This window comes from Paenibacillus phytorum, from assembly GCF_013141715.1.
Classification (GTDB): domain Bacteria; phylum Bacillota; class Bacilli; order Paenibacillales; family NBRC-103111; genus Paenibacillus_E; species Paenibacillus_E phytorum.
Window position 1 is genome coordinate 14,659 of the sequence record NZ_WHOA01000089.1, and the last position, 18,956, is coordinate 33,614.

The 18,956-nt window shown below is 44.1% G+C and carries 17 protein-coding genes; 7 read left to right on the top strand and 10 right to left on the bottom strand.

Translation table 11 applies throughout. The features are described 5' to 3' along the window. Window positions 1-18: 18 nt before the first annotated feature. The 5 genes from proC to GC098_RS11680 all read left to right on the top strand — a co-directional run bounded on the left by proC (window position 19) and on the right by GC098_RS11680 (window position 4,621). Window positions 19-888, top strand: coding sequence for a pyrroline-5-carboxylate reductase (gene proC / locus GC098_RS11660; RefSeq protein ID WP_171643337.1), 870 nt, complete (start codon window positions 19-21; stop codon window positions 886-888). 42 nt (window positions 889-930) lie between these two features. Further along, window positions 931-2,199 carry a 2,3-diketo-5-methylthiopentyl-1-phosphate enolase gene (locus GC098_RS11665; protein WP_171643338.1) on the top strand — a complete coding sequence of 423 codons (1,269 nt, stop codon included), beginning with the start codon at window positions 931-933 and terminating at the stop codon, window positions 2,197-2,199. After that, on the top strand, window positions 2,196-2,858 hold the full coding sequence (locus GC098_RS11670; RefSeq protein WP_171643339.1) for a 2-hydroxy-3-keto-5-methylthiopentenyl-1-phosphate phosphatase: 663 nt from the start codon (window positions 2,196-2,198) through the stop codon (window positions 2,856-2,858). Before GC098_RS11665 ends, GC098_RS11670 begins: the two co-directional genes overlap by 4 nt. Next, complete coding sequence (mtnB, locus tag GC098_RS11675) at window positions 2,855-3,496, top strand: methylthioribulose 1-phosphate dehydratase (RefSeq protein ID WP_171643340.1); 642 nt, start codon at window positions 2,855-2,857, stop codon at window positions 3,494-3,496. The genes GC098_RS11670 and mtnB overlap by 4 nt, the downstream gene beginning before the upstream one ends. Window positions 3,497-4,111: 615 nt before the next feature. Beyond that, window positions 4,112-4,621: a hypothetical protein gene (locus GC098_RS11680; RefSeq protein WP_171643341.1), complete on the top strand. Its 510-nt coding sequence runs from the start codon at window positions 4,112-4,114 to the stop codon at window positions 4,619-4,621. Window positions 4,622-4,678: 57 nt separating this feature from the next. On the opposite strand, the gene GC098_RS11685 is transcribed toward GC098_RS11680, so the two are convergent. The 8 genes from GC098_RS11685 to GC098_RS11720 all read right to left on the bottom strand — a co-directional run bounded on the left by GC098_RS11685 (window position 4,679) and on the right by GC098_RS11720 (window position 13,214). Then, entirely contained in the window at window positions 4,679-5,359 is a 681-nt protein-coding gene (locus GC098_RS11685) for a DnaD domain-containing protein (protein WP_171643342.1), read from the bottom strand. A 35-nt stretch (window positions 5,360-5,394) separates the two neighbouring features. Beyond that, a complete protein-coding gene (gene asnS, locus GC098_RS11690) occupies window positions 5,395-6,684 on the bottom strand; it encodes an asparagine--tRNA ligase (RefSeq protein WP_171643343.1) in 1,290 nt (429 codons plus the stop codon). A 145-nt stretch (window positions 6,685-6,829) separates the two neighbouring features. Next, the gene (locus GC098_RS11695; RefSeq protein ID WP_171643344.1) at window positions 6,830-8,038 is read right to left on the bottom strand and encodes an acetate/propionate family kinase; all 1,209 of its coding nucleotides are present in this window, start codon (window positions 8,036-8,038) and stop codon (window positions 6,830-6,832) included. Then, a complete protein-coding gene (locus GC098_RS11700; RefSeq protein WP_171643345.1) occupies window positions 8,035-8,907 on the bottom strand; it encodes a 3-hydroxyacyl-CoA dehydrogenase family protein in 873 nt (290 codons plus the stop codon). The genes GC098_RS11695 and GC098_RS11700 overlap by 4 nt, the downstream gene beginning before the upstream one ends. A 331-nt stretch (window positions 8,908-9,238) precedes the next feature. Further along, window positions 9,239-10,744, bottom strand: coding sequence for an AAA family ATPase (locus tag GC098_RS11705; RefSeq protein ID WP_171643346.1), 1,506 nt, complete (start codon window positions 10,742-10,744; stop codon window positions 9,239-9,241). Next, on the bottom strand, window positions 10,737-11,267 hold the full coding sequence (locus GC098_RS11710) for a hypothetical protein (protein ID WP_171643347.1): 531 nt from the start codon (window positions 11,265-11,267) through the stop codon (window positions 10,737-10,739). The genes GC098_RS11705 and GC098_RS11710 overlap by 8 nt, the downstream gene beginning before the upstream one ends. 115 nt (window positions 11,268-11,382) lie before the next feature. Next, window positions 11,383-11,877, bottom strand: a complete 495-nt coding sequence (locus GC098_RS11715) for a cell wall elongation regulator TseB-like domain-containing protein (protein ID WP_171643348.1) — start codon at window positions 11,875-11,877, stop codon at window positions 11,383-11,385. Between the two features lie 41 nt (window positions 11,878-11,918). Next, window positions 11,919-13,214 (bottom strand): amidohydrolase, encoded by a 1,296-nt coding sequence (locus GC098_RS11720; RefSeq protein WP_171643349.1) that lies wholly within the window; start codon window positions 13,212-13,214, stop codon window positions 11,919-11,921. 245 nt (window positions 13,215-13,459) lie between these two features. Here GC098_RS11720 and GC098_RS11725 point away from each other — a divergent pair, with 245 nt between their 5' ends. Then, a complete protein-coding gene (locus GC098_RS11725; protein WP_057301770.1) occupies window positions 13,460-14,086 on the top strand; it encodes a DUF47 domain-containing protein in 627 nt (208 codons plus the stop codon). A gap of 63 nt (window positions 14,087-14,149) precedes the next feature. Next, entirely contained in the window at window positions 14,150-15,151 is a 1,002-nt protein-coding gene (locus GC098_RS11730) for an inorganic phosphate transporter (RefSeq protein ID WP_171643350.1), read from the top strand. Window positions 15,152-15,475: 324 nt separating this feature from the next. Here the strand turns inward: GC098_RS11730 and GC098_RS11735 are convergent, their stop codons facing one another. Beyond that, window positions 15,476-16,096: a redox-sensing transcriptional repressor Rex gene (locus tag GC098_RS11735; RefSeq protein ID WP_171643351.1), complete on the bottom strand. Its 621-nt coding sequence runs from the start codon at window positions 16,094-16,096 to the stop codon at window positions 15,476-15,478. Window positions 16,097-16,098: 2 nt separating this feature from the next. Beyond that, complete coding sequence (locus GC098_RS11740; RefSeq protein WP_171643352.1) at window positions 16,099-18,954, bottom strand: ATP-dependent DNA helicase DinG, 3'-5' exoribonuclease type; 2,856 nt, start codon at window positions 18,952-18,954, stop codon at window positions 16,099-16,101. Window positions 18,955-18,956: the final 2 nt, after the last annotated feature.

The following is an 18,956-nucleotide window of genomic DNA, read 5'->3' on the forward strand; positions in this document are numbered from 1 at the left end:
TTCAAGGAGGAATGTACGATGTCCACTACTTTATCCCAAACCAAAATTGCCTTTGTCGGCGCTGGTTCGATGGCGGAAGCGATCATCCGCGGACTCATTGAAACAAAAGTCGCTGCTCCCCAAAATATATATGTGATGAATCGCTCGGATCAAGACAGGTTAGCTTTTCTACGCTCGGAATACGGACTGCAGGCAACTTCAGACCCATTAACGAAGGAAACCTTTCTTCGTGTTGCTGATGTCGTCGTTCTCTGCATGAAGCCTAAGGATGTGGAGAATGCCTTCGCCGAGCTGCAGCCGCTTTTGAACGAACAGCAGCTTCTCGTTTCGGTCATTGCTGGGCTCTCTATCGCAAAAACAGAAGCTCTACTGCAAACCAACATGCCGATTGTTCGCACAATGCCAAATACGTCCAGCACAATTGGTCTAGGCGCTACAGGGATGAGCTTCTCCTCCAAGGTCAATGCTACATTCAAACAAGTTGCTACCCAAATGTTTGAAGCCGTTGGTACTGTAACGATCGTAGAGGAAGAGAAATTAGAAATTCTGACAGGTGTATCCGGCAGCGGTCCTGCCTATGTCTACTATTTCATGGAAGCCATGATCAAAGCTGGCATTGAGGGTGGTCTTTCCGCAGAAGATGCACATCAATTAACACTTCAAACGGTGCTCGGAGCCGCGCATATGGTTCAGCTTACGCAAGAAAATCCTGCTGAGCTTCGCCGCAAGGTCACATCGCCAAATGGGGCAACGCAAGCTTCTATAGAAGCGTTGGATCGTTTTCAGTTTAGCGAAGCTATCTCACAAGCGGTATTTCGTTCTGCGGAGCGAGCCAAAGAAATGGGCGAACAAATTGCTGCGCCAAGCCCCGTAGTGAAATCCTCCTAATTTCATGAGGTCTAATTCTATAAAAGCAGGTGAATGTTTACGATGAACGCATATTGTCTAGCCACCTATCGGAGTTTCGATGAGAAAGCCGATTTTCATAAAAAAGCAACTAGCATTGCTGTCGGCCTTACGGTTGGCAGCTGGACCGAACTGCCCGAAGCGCAAAAAGCCCAAATGGAGAAACATTTAGGGAAAGTCATTTCGGTTGAAGTACATGAGCCCGCTCATGGAGAACCTACTTCAAACCGCTATGCCGATATCACAATCGCATATCCAGATATTAACTTCAGCAGGGACATCCCTGCCTTGTTGGTTACCGTATTCGGAAAGCTGTCGATGGACGGCAAAATAAAGCTAATTGACTTATCCTTCTCATCTGACTTCTTATCGGGCTTCTCCGGTCCCAAATTCGGTATACAAGGTGTGCGAGAGCTCCTTGGTGTCCATGATCGCCCCTTATTAATGAGTATCTTTAAATCGGTAGTCGGGTATGAGCTTCCAGCTCTGCGCGAACAATTTTATTTGCAAGCAGCCGGCGGTGTGGATCTCATTAAAGACGATGAGATTTTATTTGAAAATCCATTAACACCATTGGAGAAACGGATCGAGATTTGCCTGGAAGCAGCTGCACAAGCCACCAAGGAAACAGGTCAAAAGCTGCTCTATGCTGTCAATTTAACCGGACCTACATCCAAGCTTGCATCTCAAGCCAAGAAAGCAATCGGTGCTGGAGCTAACGCTTTACTATTTAATGTATTAGCTTACGGTTTCGATACGCTGCATGAATTAAGCACCGATCCGGAAATAACGATTCCCATCATGGCTCATCCAGCAATGGCAGGTGCGACTTATCCGTCACCGCACTATGGCATATCCGCTTCTGTGCTGCTTGGCAAGCTCATGCGTTTGGCCGGAGCAGATTTAGTGCTGTTCCCTTCTCCTTATGGCTCAGTCGTTATGCCTAGGGAAGAGAACATGGCAATTAAGCACGCGCTTCTAACAGATGATTTACGAAAAGATTACATCTATAACGCACCTGCCGATGTACAATTGAAACTAGCTGCAAGCTTTCCAGTCCCTTCCGCAGGCATTCACCCTGGACTTGTCCCGCTTATTCTGCGTGATTTCGGTAAGGATGTCATCGTCAATGCAGGTGGAGGCATCCATGGACATCCACTCGGTACGATTGCTGGTGGGCAAGCCTTCCGTCAGGCGATTGATGCAACCATGCAAGGAATTACACTGCAAGACTATGCTCGAACACATCCAGAGTTACAATCAGCTATCGATACTTGGGGGACTCCCGAATGAGTAAGGAACGCATTATTTTTTGTGACTTTGACGGTACCATTACCGTGAACGATAACATCGTTGCCATCATGAAGCATTTCAACCCAGCTGGTTGGGAAGCCATCGTAGAACAAATTTTGGACAAAACTATCTCGATACGTCAAGGTGTTGGTGAGATGTTTGCCCTCCTTCCTACTTCCCGTAAAGATGAGATTGTCGAATATGCGATCAATAACGCTGTGATTCGTGATGGATTCAAAGAATTCGTAGATTATTGCAAAGAACAGAATATCAAGCTTTTGATTACGAGCGGCGGCATCGATTTTTTTATCTATCCACTGCTGAAGCCTTTTGCAATCCCAAGTGAGCATATCTATTGCAATGCCAGCACATTTGAAGGAAACGCTATTGAGATTTTGTGGCCAAATCATTGTGACGAACATTGTAAAACTGACTGTGGGATGTGCAAAACAAGCATTATTCGCTCTTATGACGCTAATCAATATGAGCGAATTATCATCGGTGATAGTATTACGGATTTCGAGGGTGCTAAGCTGGTCGATACGATCTTTGCTCGCTCTCATCTCATCGATATGTGTAAGCAGTTAGACTATCCGTATCACTCGTTCGAAACTTTCTTTGATATTATGAAGCAATTGGAGGCTGAACCTGTAGTATGAGTATTTTACTAGAAGACAAGCAGCGTGCATTCGCTGATTTGCGTGATATTAAAGCTAATTTAGCGGCCAGAGGATGGTTTCCTGCAACGAGCGGCAATCTATCTGTTCGTGTGGGCGGCTTCGAGCCTGACGCATTCACATTCGCTATCACATCAAGCGGTAGAGATAAATCCGTGCAAACACCTGAGGATTTTCTACTCGTGAATGAGAAAGGTCAACCGACGGAAGCTACTAGCCTGAAGCCATCGGCAGAAACCTTGATTCATAGCGAAATCTACCGTTTAACAGGTGCAGGCGCCATTTTTCATGTACATACGATATTCAATAATTTAATCTCTGAACTGTATTGGGAGCGTAAAAGCATACCCGTAGACGGCGTTGAACTTATTAAGGCATTCAATATTTGGGATGAAGAAGCTCAGATCGAAATTCCCATTTTACCCAATTATGCTGAAATCCCTCGTATCGCCGAACTGGTGGAAGGCGCGATTGTTCCGCGAATTCCCGGTATCGTCCTGCGCAAGCATGGCATTTATGCCTGGGGAGCGAATGCTTTTGAAGCTAAGCGCCATCTCGAAGCGTTCGAGTTCCTTTTCGAATATGTTTACCGTTCGCACTTGCTGCATAAAGGCAATTAATAGCTATTTGAATAAAAAATATAAAAAGTCAGGACCTTGCCCAAATGGGCGAGGCTCTGACTTTTTTTGTCTCATAGAATCACTCAAGATGGGTAACACTACTTTTACTTGTTAAATCCGTATGCAAAGGAATACAAATACGCCTATGTTCTCAGTCATTAATACAAGTTTATTTCTACTTCTATTCATCTCTTATGTATATGTTAAAAAAAACATGAATCTCTTCGAGGTCTTAGTCTATTGGTTTTGGGTCTCACTGTTCGGGGAAGACTTTTCTGAAATTGTAGTAAGGAATTTACAGCTCATTGTTCCTTATCGCACCTACCAAATATTTTGGGATACCATGTTCTATTATTTATTATTATTTCCTATGTCTATGATTTGGTTTCTGCATTTTTATATAAAAATGAGTCGTAAGTGGCAGCGCCTGATTCTCACTAGTGTTTATACTCTTATATTAGCAAGTATGCATATTGTTATGGAGCTTGCGGGTTATGTATATGTCGTGCACTGGAAGTTTTGGTGGTCTATTGTAGTTTGGCTAACTTTTATCGTTTCTACTGTGGGACTCATGTACGTACTTCGATGGTTGAAAGGTAGGGACAAACAACCTGTATGATCTTAATTCCACCGATTACTTTTGATGCAAACGAAGGCTTTGCTACGATCATTATGATCGCATTGATCCTGCTTTATTGCATGCTGCCTAAGCGAATTCCGCTTCCCATCGCATTGCTCATGATGATTTTCAACTCCTATTTGGGACGAGCCGTCGATAATATCTTGTCTTCCTCATACCCTTATAATGTGTATGATATTATGGATACCCCAAACTATGATTTGTTCGATTTTCTGCTTTACACGATTCCTTTTCCTTTAGTTGGCTATTTCTTTGTGTATTTTTATGACAAGTATCCAATTCGTGCTCCTTTTCAGTTTATACATATCCTGGTTTGGTCGTTTGCCTCTGTTGGCTTTGAATCTCTTGCTGTCACCTTTTCGGTGTTTCAGTATTATGGTTGGCAGCTTATCTACTCGTTTCCTGTCTATCTCTTTGCCTTCGGTTTGAATACAGTCCTATTCACACTAGCTAAAAAGCATTACAAGAACTGGCAGCCCCAATGAAAAAACGTCCCATTTTCTACAGTTGAGAACTGTGAGAAGATTAGGACGTTTTTCTATTTATCTAGATTGTCGAAATCGTTGCGAATATTCCTTGGCTTGGTCCACAGTCGCCACTCGATTGCGGCTCCATTCCAGTAATATCCGGTCAATATAACGGAAGTGTACTTTACCTGCAAATACAGCTTCTTTGAGAGCCGTCATAATGAGCTCTTCTTTGTACATATCCTTATCCAACCAACCGCTGATTGTTTCCAGTTCCATAGGCGTTAACGGACGTGCAAATTCTTTTTCGAATGTTGTATAAATATTTTTAGCACTCTCGTCAGAGGGGATGGATGCGCGGATCGTGCTTAACTCTGCCATCTGCTGCTCAGCCACCCGTTTGGCTAATTTTTGGTATAACGGCGTAAGATTGTATCGCTCACTGCGTATCCCTGTTATTTCTGCTGTATCCTCATCAATCGCGATGAACTGCTCATGAATCAATTTCTGCAGACTGGCAATGACCAGATCTGGTGAAGCTGACATCCGGAATTGAATCTCATCCGTGGTTGGAAAATCGTTCTTTTCCTTTTCCAGAAATGATATCAAATGAATCAATGTCATGACTTCAATTTCGGTCAACTGGAGGGCGCGGTAATTTTTGAGAAGAAGGCTTGGGACTCCGACATTCCCTTCCAGAAAGCCTGCCACAAGGACAGCTTCTATTTGCTGCTGTGTATTAGATTGTATGCTCATCCGATCCCCTTTCTACCCATGGTCGATAAACTCGGTTACGGGTACAAACGGTATAAGAGACGAGGAAATGGAATCGTTTCGCGCACGTGATCCAAACCACAAATCCAAGCAACCGTACGTTCCAGCCCAAGTCCGAAACCGGAATGCGGCACGGTGCCATATTTCCGAAGATCAAGGTACCATTGATATGCTTCTTTGGAAAGCTCATGCTCCTGGAAGCGTTGCTCCATTAGCTCAGGATCATCAATCCTTTGGCTGCCTCCAATGATTTCTCCATACCCCTCAGGCGCAATCATATCGGCGCAAAGCACGACTTCCGGACGGCTAGGATCAGGCTTCATATAGAACGCTTTAATTTCTGTCGGCCAATGCGTAATAAAAACCGGTGTTTCATATTGAGCAGCAATCGCTGTTTCATGCGGAGCACCGAAATCCTCGCCCCATTGGAATTCATGACCGTTCTTTTGTAGATAGTCAACGGCCTCATCATACGTAATCCGCGGGAAGCTTCCTTGAATTTTCTCCAACTTACTTGTATCTCTCTCTAAGGTTTCCAGCTCTGGTCCACAATTTTTGAGCACGGTTTGAACGATATAAGAAACGAATTGCTCCTGTACTTCCAGGTTCTCAACATGATCGACAAAAGCCATTTCCGGTTCAATCATCCAAAACTCGATAAGATGTCTGCGTGTTTTGGACTTCTCAGCACGGAATGTTGGACCGAAAGAGTACACACGGCCAAGTGCCATCGCGGCTGCTTCCATATAGAGCTGTCCGCTTTGTGTAAGGAAGGCATCCTCATCAAAGTATTTGGTGTGAAACAAATTCGTTGTTCCTTCGCATGAGGAAGGAGTTAGAATCGGTGGATCGACCAAATGGAAGCCACGCTCATTGAAAAATTGCTGAACGGCTTGAATAATTTGGGCACGAATCACAAGCACCGCACGCTGACGCGGACTCCGAATCCACAAGTGGCGGTTATCCATCAAGAAATCAACGCCATGCTCTTTCGGTGTTATCGGATATTCTTCCGTCACTTGGATAATTTCAACGCCTAGGACATCAAGCTCATAGCCGCCTTTACTCCTCGTATCCTCTTTCACTTTTCCTGTTATGTAAAGTGAGCTTTCTTGCGTTAGCTTAGAAGCAGCTTCCCAGACGTCTTCTCCTACATCACTTTTGACTACGACACCTTGTATATATCCGGAACCGTCTCTTAGTTGTAAAAACTGAATTTTACCACTTGAACGTTTCTTGTTTAGCCAACAGCCAATGGTAACCGACTCGCCGACATGATGTTTAACTTCGCTTATCGTACATTTCATTCTGCTTTTGAACCTCCTTAAAGTTTTCGTAAAAAAATTAACTTCGTCATTTTATTCAATAAATTCCGATGCCTCGAGCCTATTGAACACTTCTTTATTGTACACTATTTCCATAAGAAAACCTCTATCAAGGCCATTCAAAAAATCAGATGGTTTGTGACTGAACGAGTCCAAATGTATCTCGAGCGATCACCCACTCCTCATTGGTTGGGATCACAAGCACTTCCACTTTGGATCCTTGCTTCGTAATCCGCCGCTCCAGACCTCTCCCCTTACGGTTCGCTTCTTCATCGAATTCCACACCGAGGAATGTCAAGTGTTCGCAGACCTTTTTACGAAGCAGCTCGGAGTTTTCTCCGACGCCAGCTGTAAAAACAATCGCATCGATGCCATTCATCGCCGCGGCGTAAGCGCCTATGTATTTGCGCAGCCGATACTCATACATCTCAAAAGCAAGCGCGGCGTTCTTATCGCCCGCCTCCAGTGCTTCGACGATCTCCCGCATATCACTGGAGATCCCCGAGATCGCCTGCAGCCCGCTGTGCTTATTCAGCATGGAGCTGATCTCGCCCAGCGTCAAATCCTCCTTGCCCATCGCATAGGGCACGATAGCCGGATCGAGATCGCCGCTGCGCGTGCCCATCATCAGCCCTTCGAGCGGGGTCATCCCCATGCTCGTATCCACCGACTTACCGCCCATCACGGCGGCGCAGGAAGCTCCGTTACCGATGTGACAGGTAACGAGCTTCAGCTGCTCCAGCGGGCGGCCTAGGAAGGCTGCGGCACGCTCGCTCACGTAGTTGTGCGAGGTGCCGTGGAAGCCATAGCGGCGCACCTTGTGCTTCCGGTACAGAGCCATCGGTACCGGGTATAGGTAGGCGTGCGCCGGCATGGACTGATGGAAGGCGGTGTCGAAGACGACGGCCTGCGGCACGCCAGGCATGTTCGCCTCCACCGCTGAGATGCCGAGCATATGCGCCGGATTGTGGAGCGGTGCCAAATCGAAGAGCCGCTTGATCTCCTTTTTCACCTCGTCATTAACGAGGACGGAGTTCTTGAAGGATTCGCCGCCGTGAACGACTCGGTGACCGACGGCGTCGATTTCCGACGTGGATGCTAGCACGCCGTGTTCAGGGTGCACCAGAAACTCCAGCACCTTTCGAATGGCTGTCGTGTGCTCGAGAATCTCCCTAACCTCATGAACTTCGGCTTTTCCCGTAGGTTCATGTGTCAATATTGCCGTTTCCATCCCGATTCGCTCTACCTTGCCTTTGGCGAGAACGGCTTCATTTTCCATTTGGAATAATTGGTATTTAAGCGAAGAGCTCCCTGCATTAATAACGAGAATATTCACAAACGATCACCATCCTTGTCATAACGGAAAAAGCCTTCTCCTGTTTTGACTCCTAGATGCCCCGCTCGAACCATTTGTTTCAATAGGAAGGACGGACGGTACTTCATGTCCCCATAATCGCGGAACATGCCTTCAAGTGCTGCATGTACGGAATCTAACCCGAATCGGTCACACATTTCCAGAGGACCATATTTGAAATCATAACCGATCCGCATGGCATTATCGATATCCTCAGCGGAAGCTACTCCTTCGGACAACGTGTGCAGCGCTTCATTGATCAATGTGCAAATAAGCCTTGTTGTAATGAAGCCAGGCGACTCCGTGACCTTAATACTTTTCTTTAAAATAAGCTCGTCCACAAAACGGCGGGTTTGTTCAAAGGTTTCGTCCGACGTTTTCATCGCTCGGATAATTTCGACGAGATCAATTTTCGCCACGGGATGTAAAAAATGAAGTCCTATCACACGTTCAGGATTCGTGGTGACCGCAGCAATCTCAGTCACGCTAAGGGTGGATGTATTCGTTGCTAAAATAATGGCTGGCGAACAAATTTGATTAAGTTGAAAAAATACATGCTTTTTAGCATTCAAATCTTCCGAAATCGTCTCAATAACCATATCGCAAGCAGCCATATCTTGTAGTGAATCAGCTTTTCTGATTTTGGCTAAAATCAGCTTTTTCTCCGCTTCTGTCAATGACCACCGTTCTATTTGCTTATCTAAGCTGACCGCAATCTGTTCCATGGCTCGGTCGAGCTTATCTGTTGTTTTCTCAACGAGTAATACGTCCAAACCACGGGCAGCGAGCATTTCAGCAATCCCCTGTCCCATCGTTCCCCCACCGATTACACCTATTGTTTTGAATACCATGCCACGTTTCTCCTTCTCCCACGCTGCGTCTTACCAACTTCTTAATTTTCCACTTTCTTAATCGATCAAATTCTCAATAAATTCTCAATCCAACCTCATTTCGAAAACCCAATCATATCATACAATTTTTGTTACCCAATTTCATTAGTATACACAAAACATTCGCTAGATTATCTCAGCTTTGACACAATTCCAGCACTTCATAAACGCATTGACGATATAACTTTGTTCAGAGCAGCTCCTATTAAGGGGAATTCAAAGTTATCCACAACTAGCAATTGAGCATAATTAAAATACGAAAAAACCGCTGGCCACATGGCCAACGGTAAACTTATGCACTCTTCGAAACAGAATCATCAAACAATTTGCGGAAAGTTTCACCGGAAAGAACTTCTTCCTTCATCAAAATTGCAAAGGAATGTTCGAACACACTACGCTGCTGCTCTAACAGCTCCTTGGTGCGAATCATGAGGGCATCAAGGATGATTGTATTCTCTTTCATGAGCTGATCCTTCGTCACCATATCGCGGTCAATGATACCGAGGGAAGTAAGTCCGGAATCCATCATATTACGAACCATGGAAAGTGACTGCTCGAAATCGTTACGCGAACCTGTACTGCGTCCACCATAGAAGATTTCTTCAGCCGCGGCGCCGCCGAGAGCAATCATGATTTGCTGCTCAATATAATCCTTGGTGTACAAATAATGATCTTTCGGTGGATTATGACGCACATATCCCAGCGCTTTCCCCCGCGGACTAACGGTAACCTGAGAAACAGAGCCAGGGCGAACAATTTCAGCAACAATCGCGTGGCCCAATTCGTGATATGCGACGCGCTCTTTTTCCTCTTGCGCCGTTTCTTTATCCGTTCTTTCCCCCATCATTACTTTATCAATCGCGGAAGCTAGATGGTGCTGTTCAATAGCCAGTTTATCTTCTCGCATGGCATAAATGGCGGCCTCATTCAGAACGCCTTCTAGCTGTGCACCAGAGAAACCAAAAGTTTGATCAGCGATCATATCCAAAGAAACGCCTTGAGCAAGCGGTTTATTTTTTACATGAATATCGAGAATGGACAGACGTCCTTTCTTATCCGGTAAGTCCACTTCAATATGACGGTCGAAGCGTCCCGGACGCAATAAAGCACTGTCGAGAATTTCTTTGCGGTTCGTTGCTGCAACGATCAAAATACGGGGAGCATCATTCGTATGGATACCATCCATTTCAGTTAATAGCTGGTTCAGCGTCTGATCGTACTCACGATGTTGACCACCGTCACGTTTACCACCGATAACATCAATCTCATCAATAAAAATTATCGCATTGTCTTTGCCTTCTTTAACAGCGCGTGTTCTAGCTTCTTTAAAAAGGTCACGTACACGACTTGCACCGACACCGACGTACATTTCAACAAATTCACTACCCGAAGCAGCCATATAAACAGAATTCGTATAATGCGCGGCCGCTTTAGCCATTAGCGTTTTCCCTGTTCCAGGAGGGCCAGTAAGCAGAATCCCTTTGAGCGGACGAATACCTAATTTCTTAATTTCTTCATGCTTGATTAGAAAATCAAGAGCTTCCATCAATTCTTTCTTAGCGCGATCTTGTCCGCCAATCTCATCAAACGTTAAATACGAAGGCGTACGATTTTTGCTTTTACGATCACCACCACCAGCAGATATCCCAGCACCGCCGCGGCCTTTAATCATGTAAAACAAGGAAACACCCAATACACTAACAAACAGGATAGGTATCACATTAACACCTAGGAAAACTAAAAAGATCAGTAGAACCGGTATAAATCCAATCCCAATTTCTTTATAAATTTTACTCATTCGGCCACACTCCTATCTGGGAAGTTCTAGGTAGCATGATGAATTTGGTGGCATCACCATCTGTCAAACGAATATATACATTAGTTTGATCCATTTCACTGTCTACTTTCATATTTGGAACACCCTCAGCGTATTTCTGCAGTGTTGTTGGAATGTCTGCATAATGCTTTGTCTCCATTGCTTGTGCTACCTCAAATAATGCTTTAGACCACCACTGATCCAGTTTCTCAGACGGGTTACTCTTCACATTTATATTCACAGAACGCTTACCGATTATGGATGCACCTTCTTTATGAATACTTTCAACAACATTTCTTAAATTGGCATCTTGGTTTAGACTAACTTCTATGTCAACTTGGTTATTGTCCAGTTTCATCGTTGAGCTCGTTACACCGGGAACCTTGCTAATGATATCAGATAATGGATTCTCCATAGCTAAACTTGTATAAGCGAACCAACCTCCGAATAAAACTCCAGCAGATATTACAACACTCATGACGACAGGTAAGAGACGCAGCTTCATCAGTCAACGTCCCCCTTTCTATACGTATTTTATTGCCTCAATTGCTATACGATGAGTATATCACGCGATACATACATTAGCTTTATGAAATGAGTGGAAACAAAAAAAACTCAGCCTAATGCAGGCTGAGTCGGTACGTATCCATATAGAGTCCATCTTTGAATTTGTAATAATCATAGAAATAGCGTGTACCGCTGTTTTCATTCTTTTTATAGAAAACTTCCCAGACATAGTCATTACCAAGTTTACCTGGTAACACGCGTTCTATTTCAATCTCTGGAGCTTTTTTAAGCACGGTTTCTCGGACTTGCGCTTCGGTGAACGATTCAGCAGTCATCTCAGCGTGTATCCCTTTGTCTGAAACCCAAACAATAACGCCTTGCCCCAGCTTGTCTTCACCATAAACGATTTGAAGCGGTTCATCTCCATAGAAGAAATCCACCTTGGTTGCTTTCGTCATAATACTTTTCTCATAAGCTGTTTCTACCGCTTTGCGCTTATCATCCCAGTGCTCATTCTGAACATTTAAATAAAAGCGACTAAGCACTACACCAAGTGTCAAAATAATAAATACACCGAATGCTATGATCCTTGTTCGCTTCGCATTCATGAACGCCGCTCACCTCCCCAGACGAACTTACAAGGAATCACTTAGCCAATGAGCTTATCAAAGCATTGTTCAAACTCACGCTTAATTTTTTCTTCATCCAGTGTTAAACATTCACCCTTGCGGACAATCCAATTTCCGTCTACACACACATCAACTACATCTTTTGCACAAGCAGAGTAAACAATATGGGACAAGAAGTCCGTCTTCGGAAGGAAATGCGGTTGGTCGATATCCAGTGCGATAAAGTCTGCCTTCATGCCAGCCTGCAGTAGACCTACATTGTCTAACCATACTGATTCTGCACCCATTTTTGTTCCCATTAGAAGCGCTTCTGCAGCAGGCACAGCTAGAGGATCGCCAGAAACACCTTTGTGAATCAGCGCGGCGAGTCTCATTTCTTCGAACATATCCAAGTTATTATTGGAGGCCGCTCCGTCCGTTCCAAGCGAAACCTTCACGCCTGCACGAAGAAGTTCAGGAACTCGAGCAACACCGCTAGCAAGCTTCAGATTGCTTCCTGGGTTGTGGGAAATACGAACATCATATTGCTTAAGGATACTGATTTCTTCATCTGTGAGATGAACACCATGCGCGATGAGCGTCGGTCTGCTAAACACGCCATGCTTTTCTAAATGTGCAACGGGTCTCAAACCGTATTGATCAACATTCCCTTGAACTTCACGGCTTGTCTCCGACATGTGAGTATGAATGGGCAGGTTTAAATCATGAGCCACTTGAACAATCCGCTCTATATAGTCTGGTGGACATGTATAGGGAGCATGTGGGGACATCATGGTCGTGATTCTTCCATTCGCACCGCCATGCCAGTTTTTTGCGAACTCAGTGGCTTCCTTCAATTTAGCATCTTGTACGTCCGATGGACAAAGTCCAATAATTCCTCGGGTCAGTACACCTCGCATACCTGACTCTTCAACGGACTTAGCAACTTCGTTCATATGGTCATACATATCTACAAAAGTCGTCGTACCACCTTTAATCATTTCTAATATAGATAACTGCGTCCCCCACTTCACATCTCGGGCGCTGAATTTGGCTTCCATTGGCCACATTTTCTCTTCTAACCAAATTTGGAGCGCAAGATCGTCACCGTATCCGCGTAAAAGTGACATCGCTGCGTGACCATGCGTATTCACAAGACCAGGCATATAAAGCTTGTTCGTACCGTCAATGACTTCGTCATAATTTTCTCGAGGTTCAGGTATTTCCTCACCGATGTATGTAATCTGGCTGCCCTCTATGACCATACAGCCCTTGATAGACGTTTTCGCTTCATTATTTGAGATAAAAATACCGTTCATAATTAATGTTTTTTTCATACTAAAAATCCCTCTCTATGCTCATTCTATTAAGGACACTGCTTTTTAAACTTTACATCTTCAGGCTTGTAAAATCAAGGAAGCCAAATGATGTTAAGAAATTGTTAAATGTCACGGAATTTTCGTTGCTTTCAATGCAATTGTTATGATACTTTTAACTTTGTGAGTTTTTTCTACCATTTGGTCTGTTTATCTTAAATATTCGATCAAAAACTAGTACATATAGTAAAATATAGGAGGATTATATGACAACGTTATTCACGAAAAAGAACGAAGTCGATTTCTTGCAGCTTCTCATCCGTGCTGCAGAAAACGCATTGCAAACTGCTCAACTATTTCGCACAGCCATGATGGGTGATAAACCGCCAATTGAGTATGTAAAAGCGATTAACGATTTAGAGCATGCAGGCGATTCCATTACTCACGAAATTTTTAAAGGTTTAAACAAAGTATTTATTACACCGATTGATCGTGAAGATATTATGGTTCTAGCCTCCAAAGTGGATGATGTAACAGACGGTATTGAAGCTACAATTGCTCGTTTCGACTATCTTTCTGTATCCCATACAGATTCTTATATGAAAGAGTTTTCTGCTGTCATTGTAGACTCTTGCCAGCATATGCTGGATGCGTTCAAGCTTCTAGCCAAGAAAAAATACATGCAAATTCCTGAGCATACAGTTGCTATTAATTCCCTCGAGAATGACGGAGACCGTTTGATGCGCGAAGGGATTCGCCAAATTTTCATCACACGTAAAGACCTGTACGAAGATTTTAAATTAAAAGAAATTTATGAGCGTTTGGAAGAAACAACAGATGCTTGTGAAGATGTAGCCAATATCCTTGATAGCGTTGTACTTCGTTATTCATAAGGCACTTTCGTGTCCATGTTTACGAAGAAAGTTTTCCCATTGGAAAACTCTTAGGAGGAAATCATGTTAACTTATTTAATCATTATCGTTGTACTTGCCTTGCTTTTTGATTTCATTAATGGATTTCACGACACGGCTAATGCGATTGCAACTTCCATTTCCACACGAGCATTAAGTCCGCGTGTAGCCATCGCAATGGCCGCCACACTCAACTTTGTCGGAGCCATGGTTTCCTCTAAGGTGGCCAAAACCGTTGGAGGAAGTATAGCGAACCCAGCCAAAATTGAAAACGGTGTTGAAATCGTCATTGCTACCTTACTTGCGGCTATCATTTGGAACTTGTTGACCTGGTATCTGGCGATTCCTTCTTCATCTTCGCATACACTCCTTGGTTCTCTAGCTGGAGCTGTTATCGCTGGCGCTGGGATCCATGCGGTGAACTGGAATGGTTTTACTCAAATTATTATCATTTTGGTACTATCGCCCATTATTGCTTTCGCCCTAGGTTACCTAATTATGATTTTGATCAAGTACATCGTTATATGGTCTGGAAATACATCAAGATCGAAACTAAATCGTATATTCCGTACCTTGCAAATTTTATCCGCGGGATTACTTTCATACTCACATGGTGGAAATGATGCACAAAAAGCAATGGGGATTATCGTATTTGGTTTAGTTGCAGCGGGTGTTCAAACAGACCTTGAAGTACCGCTCTGGGTGAAAATTGCTGCCGCTTTGGCCATGGGACTTGGAACATCCATCGGTGGATGGCGAATTATTAAAACCGTTTCAGGTAAAATTGTTAAAATCGAACCGATTAACGGCTTTGCATCGGACTTAACGTCAGCACTTGTTATTCAATTCTCAACTCATATTGGTAAACCATTGTCAACAACGCATGTTATTTCCTCCGCGATTATCGGAACAGGCAGTGTCATGCGCTTCCATGAAGTTCAATGGGGCACGGTTGGACGCATGTTGATCACTTGGGTTATTACGATTCCAATCAGCATCGCTCTCGCATTCTCGATCTACTTCGTGCTATTCAGACTCATTTTCTAAAAATAAGTAGGCTGTCTCAAAAGTAACACTATAGATGTGTGGGACAGATCCAATTGGTAAAAAAAGTGAATATTTGAATGAAAAAGGAGCTAAGCGGCTTGTATGTGCTTAGCTCCTTTGTTTTGCAGAATAGGGCTTATCCAAAAGTCATATTCAGAAAAATGAAATCCCATTAATGTATTTCGCAGTCTGCTTCCTACTTCCATTGGAATAATCCAGTGGAAGTAGGGATTTCGTTCTGCATACCGATTCGTATGTCCCAGAAGGTAATACGGCTTAAGGGGCTGTCCGCAAGTAGATTTACTTTTGGAACAGCCCCTTTTTCTATTCCAAATAATAAGCTAAACTTTGCAATTCGGTTGTAAAATCCGCATGATGTACTCGAACTTCAGGAGGAACCTTAATAATGACCGGAGCAAAATTCAATATCGCTTCAATCCCGCAGTCTACGAATTGATTGGCTACATTTTGAGCTTCATTCGCAGGAACCGTAATGATGCCGATGCGAACGCCTAATTCAGATAAAACACTCTTCATCTCATGCATCGGTTGAACAATTAGATTGTTGATCGATTCCCCTGCTTTGCTTGGCATTGCATCAAAAACAGCGACAATTTTCATATCATTTCGTAAGTAAGTATTATAATTGCATAAAGCGCGACCTAGGTTACCCGCTCCAACAAGAGCAACTTGAATATGGCGATCCAACTTCAGGATCTGTCTAATCTTCTCAATTAGATAAGCAATGTCGTAACCGATTCCTTTTTTGCCGAATTCCCCGAAATAAGCCAAATCCTTGCGAATCTGTGCCGGATTCAGATCGAGTTTTTGACCCAAATCCTGCGAAGATACCGTCGAAACATTTTTCATTGCAAGTTCATTCAGAAAGCGTAAATAAATGGGCAGCCTCCGAACGACGGCTTCCGATATTTTTTGTGTTTTCAACTTTACGCCTCCCCCATCCACTCTTCAATCCTAGGTAACATTTGCTCGGTCGTCATATGCTCTATCTTCGGACCAGGCAATGAATAAAGGAAGTGCTTGCCATAATACGTATCAATGACACGAGTATCATAGATGATAACGATGCCTTTATCGGATGCACGTCTGACAAGTCGGCCAAAGCCCTGCTTAAATCGAATGACAGCTTGCGGCACAGAAAATTTCATAAATGGATTCTCATTGCGTTTCTTTATATTTTCACATTTCGCCTCGACAAGAGGATGATTTGGCGGTTGAAACGGCAATCGTATAATCGCAAGACAGCTTAGCGCATCTCCTGGAATATCGACACCCTCCCAGAACGAGCTGGTACCCAGTAGGACGCACATCTTGTTATCTTGGAACATCCGGGTCAGTTTACTCCGATTGCCGCTGTCAACCCCCTGCCCGAGCACGGTAATTCCATGTGGCTTCAAGAGATCCTTCATACCAGCATAAATTTGCTTAAGCATACGATTCGAAGTGCACAAAATTAACATACGTCCTTTGGTAATTCGCGCAACATCACTAAGCGACTCAATAAGTGCGTTGATAAAAACAGGATCACCGGCACCTTTGATGGTCGGGAAGTTCCGAGGGATCACGACGAGAGCTTGCTCTCTATAATTAAATGGAGATGGCAATTGAACGGTTTTCAGCTTGCCCGATTCTTCATCCTCAGGGATAACTAACCCTAATTGATCCGCTGAATATTGAAAAGATTTATTAACAGACAACGTCGCGGAGGTCAGGATAATACTGTCTTTAGTCTCAAAGAAATGCTGCTGCAGCAGACCACTTACATCGGTAGGCACCGATACAAGCTGCAGCGACTTCGATTTGGCATAGGTGCCCGCTTCCATCCAATACACATAACCCTCATCGGCCATTTTCATAAAAAAGTGCAGGGCATCTCGATGGTTGTACAGTTCCTTTACCGTGCCATTCAAATCGGTGACTAAACCTTGGACCCCGAAAACTTCCTGCATGTCCTTCACTTCATTTAACAATTTATCAAGCGTGCGGAGTAAATCATTCGCATTCAAATAAATATTGTCTTCCATGATCAGAAGCTCTCGCCACTCGGTTGGAAGCGTTTCGGGCTTCATCCGCAGTACGTACTGTGAGTTTTCCGATTGCGATGGATCGCTTCTAGAAGATAACAGTTCGTAGAGCGCCTCGCTGAGCCGATCCCAATCCTCTTTGATTTGCACGATTTTGGGAAAGAGCCCGTCAATGGTTTGACTCCATGCGGCCGCGCGTTCCGGCTGCTCATCCGATTTCTGCAATCGAAACCGCAGCATCGGTAATTGGCCGCTGCGATTATCTTTATATAGCCATAGCAACGAATGATAAAATGCCGAAGAATGCAGCTCAATACCAAGATGTTTACTGGCCACTTCTTCGAAGTGATGAGCCTCATCAATGACAAGGTGCTTGTAAGAGGGTAGAAGGCGGTTCTCAGCCTTCATATCCGTGAAGAGGAGGGAATGGTTCGTGATGATCACATCGGCCGTATTGGCGTCATTCCGAGCGCGATGATAGAAGCATTTCTTGTACCAAGGACACATGCGATTCAAGCAAGAATCGGTGTCACTTGCAACCGAATACCAGAACTGCGCACCTTTATTTCCAAAATGCAGCTCCTCTTCATCCCCATGCTCCGTCTCACTCAGCCATACAACCATTTGCGCTGCCGTGATCGGATCTTCCTTGCCATTCTCGTAATCACGTGTTGTTAGCTTCGTCTCGAATTTACGCAAGCATAAGTAATGACTTCTGCCTTTGAGTACAGCAGCTTTGAATGGGATAGGGAAAATCTCCTTCAAGAGAGGAATGTCCCGCTCACGGAGTTGTTCTTGCAAGTTAATCGTATGCGTAGAGACGATCACTTTCTTCTCATACTTGATGCCATAATAAATAGATGGTATTAAATACCCTAGCGACTTCCCTGTTCCTGTTCCCGCTTCAATCATCAAATGCTGATCCTGCTCGAGTGACTTTTCAACTTCCCGGATCATCTGCTCTTGCGATTCGCGGTCTTCAAAGATCTCGAATTTTTCCCGTAAGGCTGTTTTCAAACCTTGATGGAACTCTGTAAAAGAAGAACCTAAACCATCCGCATCGGAGTCTTTGCGCGTATCTTCCTCATCGCCCCAATCGGTGACACCCAGCGTAAATTGCCGGAAATATCGATTCGTATCCATATCCACACTGGTGATAGACTCTTTGTAGATGCATATTTCATCGAGGAACCAGCCTAAATCGCTATTGACGTTTTCGAAAATATGCTGCAAACGTTGAATCGTTAGAAGTGGCAACCCCAGCAAGCGCTCCAAACAAATAATCCATATGGCTGCCGTTACTTCCGCATCACTATCCGCCTGGTGTGGCCTTTCATGATCAATACCAAACAAACCGGCTACCATGCTGAGTTGAAGACTCGAAATCGATGGAAATAGGATGCGCAGCAAATCCATCGTATCCAGCACACGTCCTGTGAAAGGCGGGTATCCTGTTTTCGTGAGTCCTTTTTGCAAAAAGGATAAATCAAAAGCCGCATGGTGCGCCACAAGCACACAATCAAACAACAGCGGAAACATATCCGCCATGACTTGGTCAAGTGGAGGAGCATCCGCAACCATGTCTTCCGTAATCCCTGTAAGTGTTGTAATCGAAGAAGGTATACTTATCCCTGGTTTGACCAGAGAAGTATACCTGTGAGTAATTTGAAATTGATCTATAATGACGAGTCCAACCTGAATAATTTCATCCACAGGCTGACTTCCTGTCGTTTCAAAATCCAAAACTGCAAATTTCATGA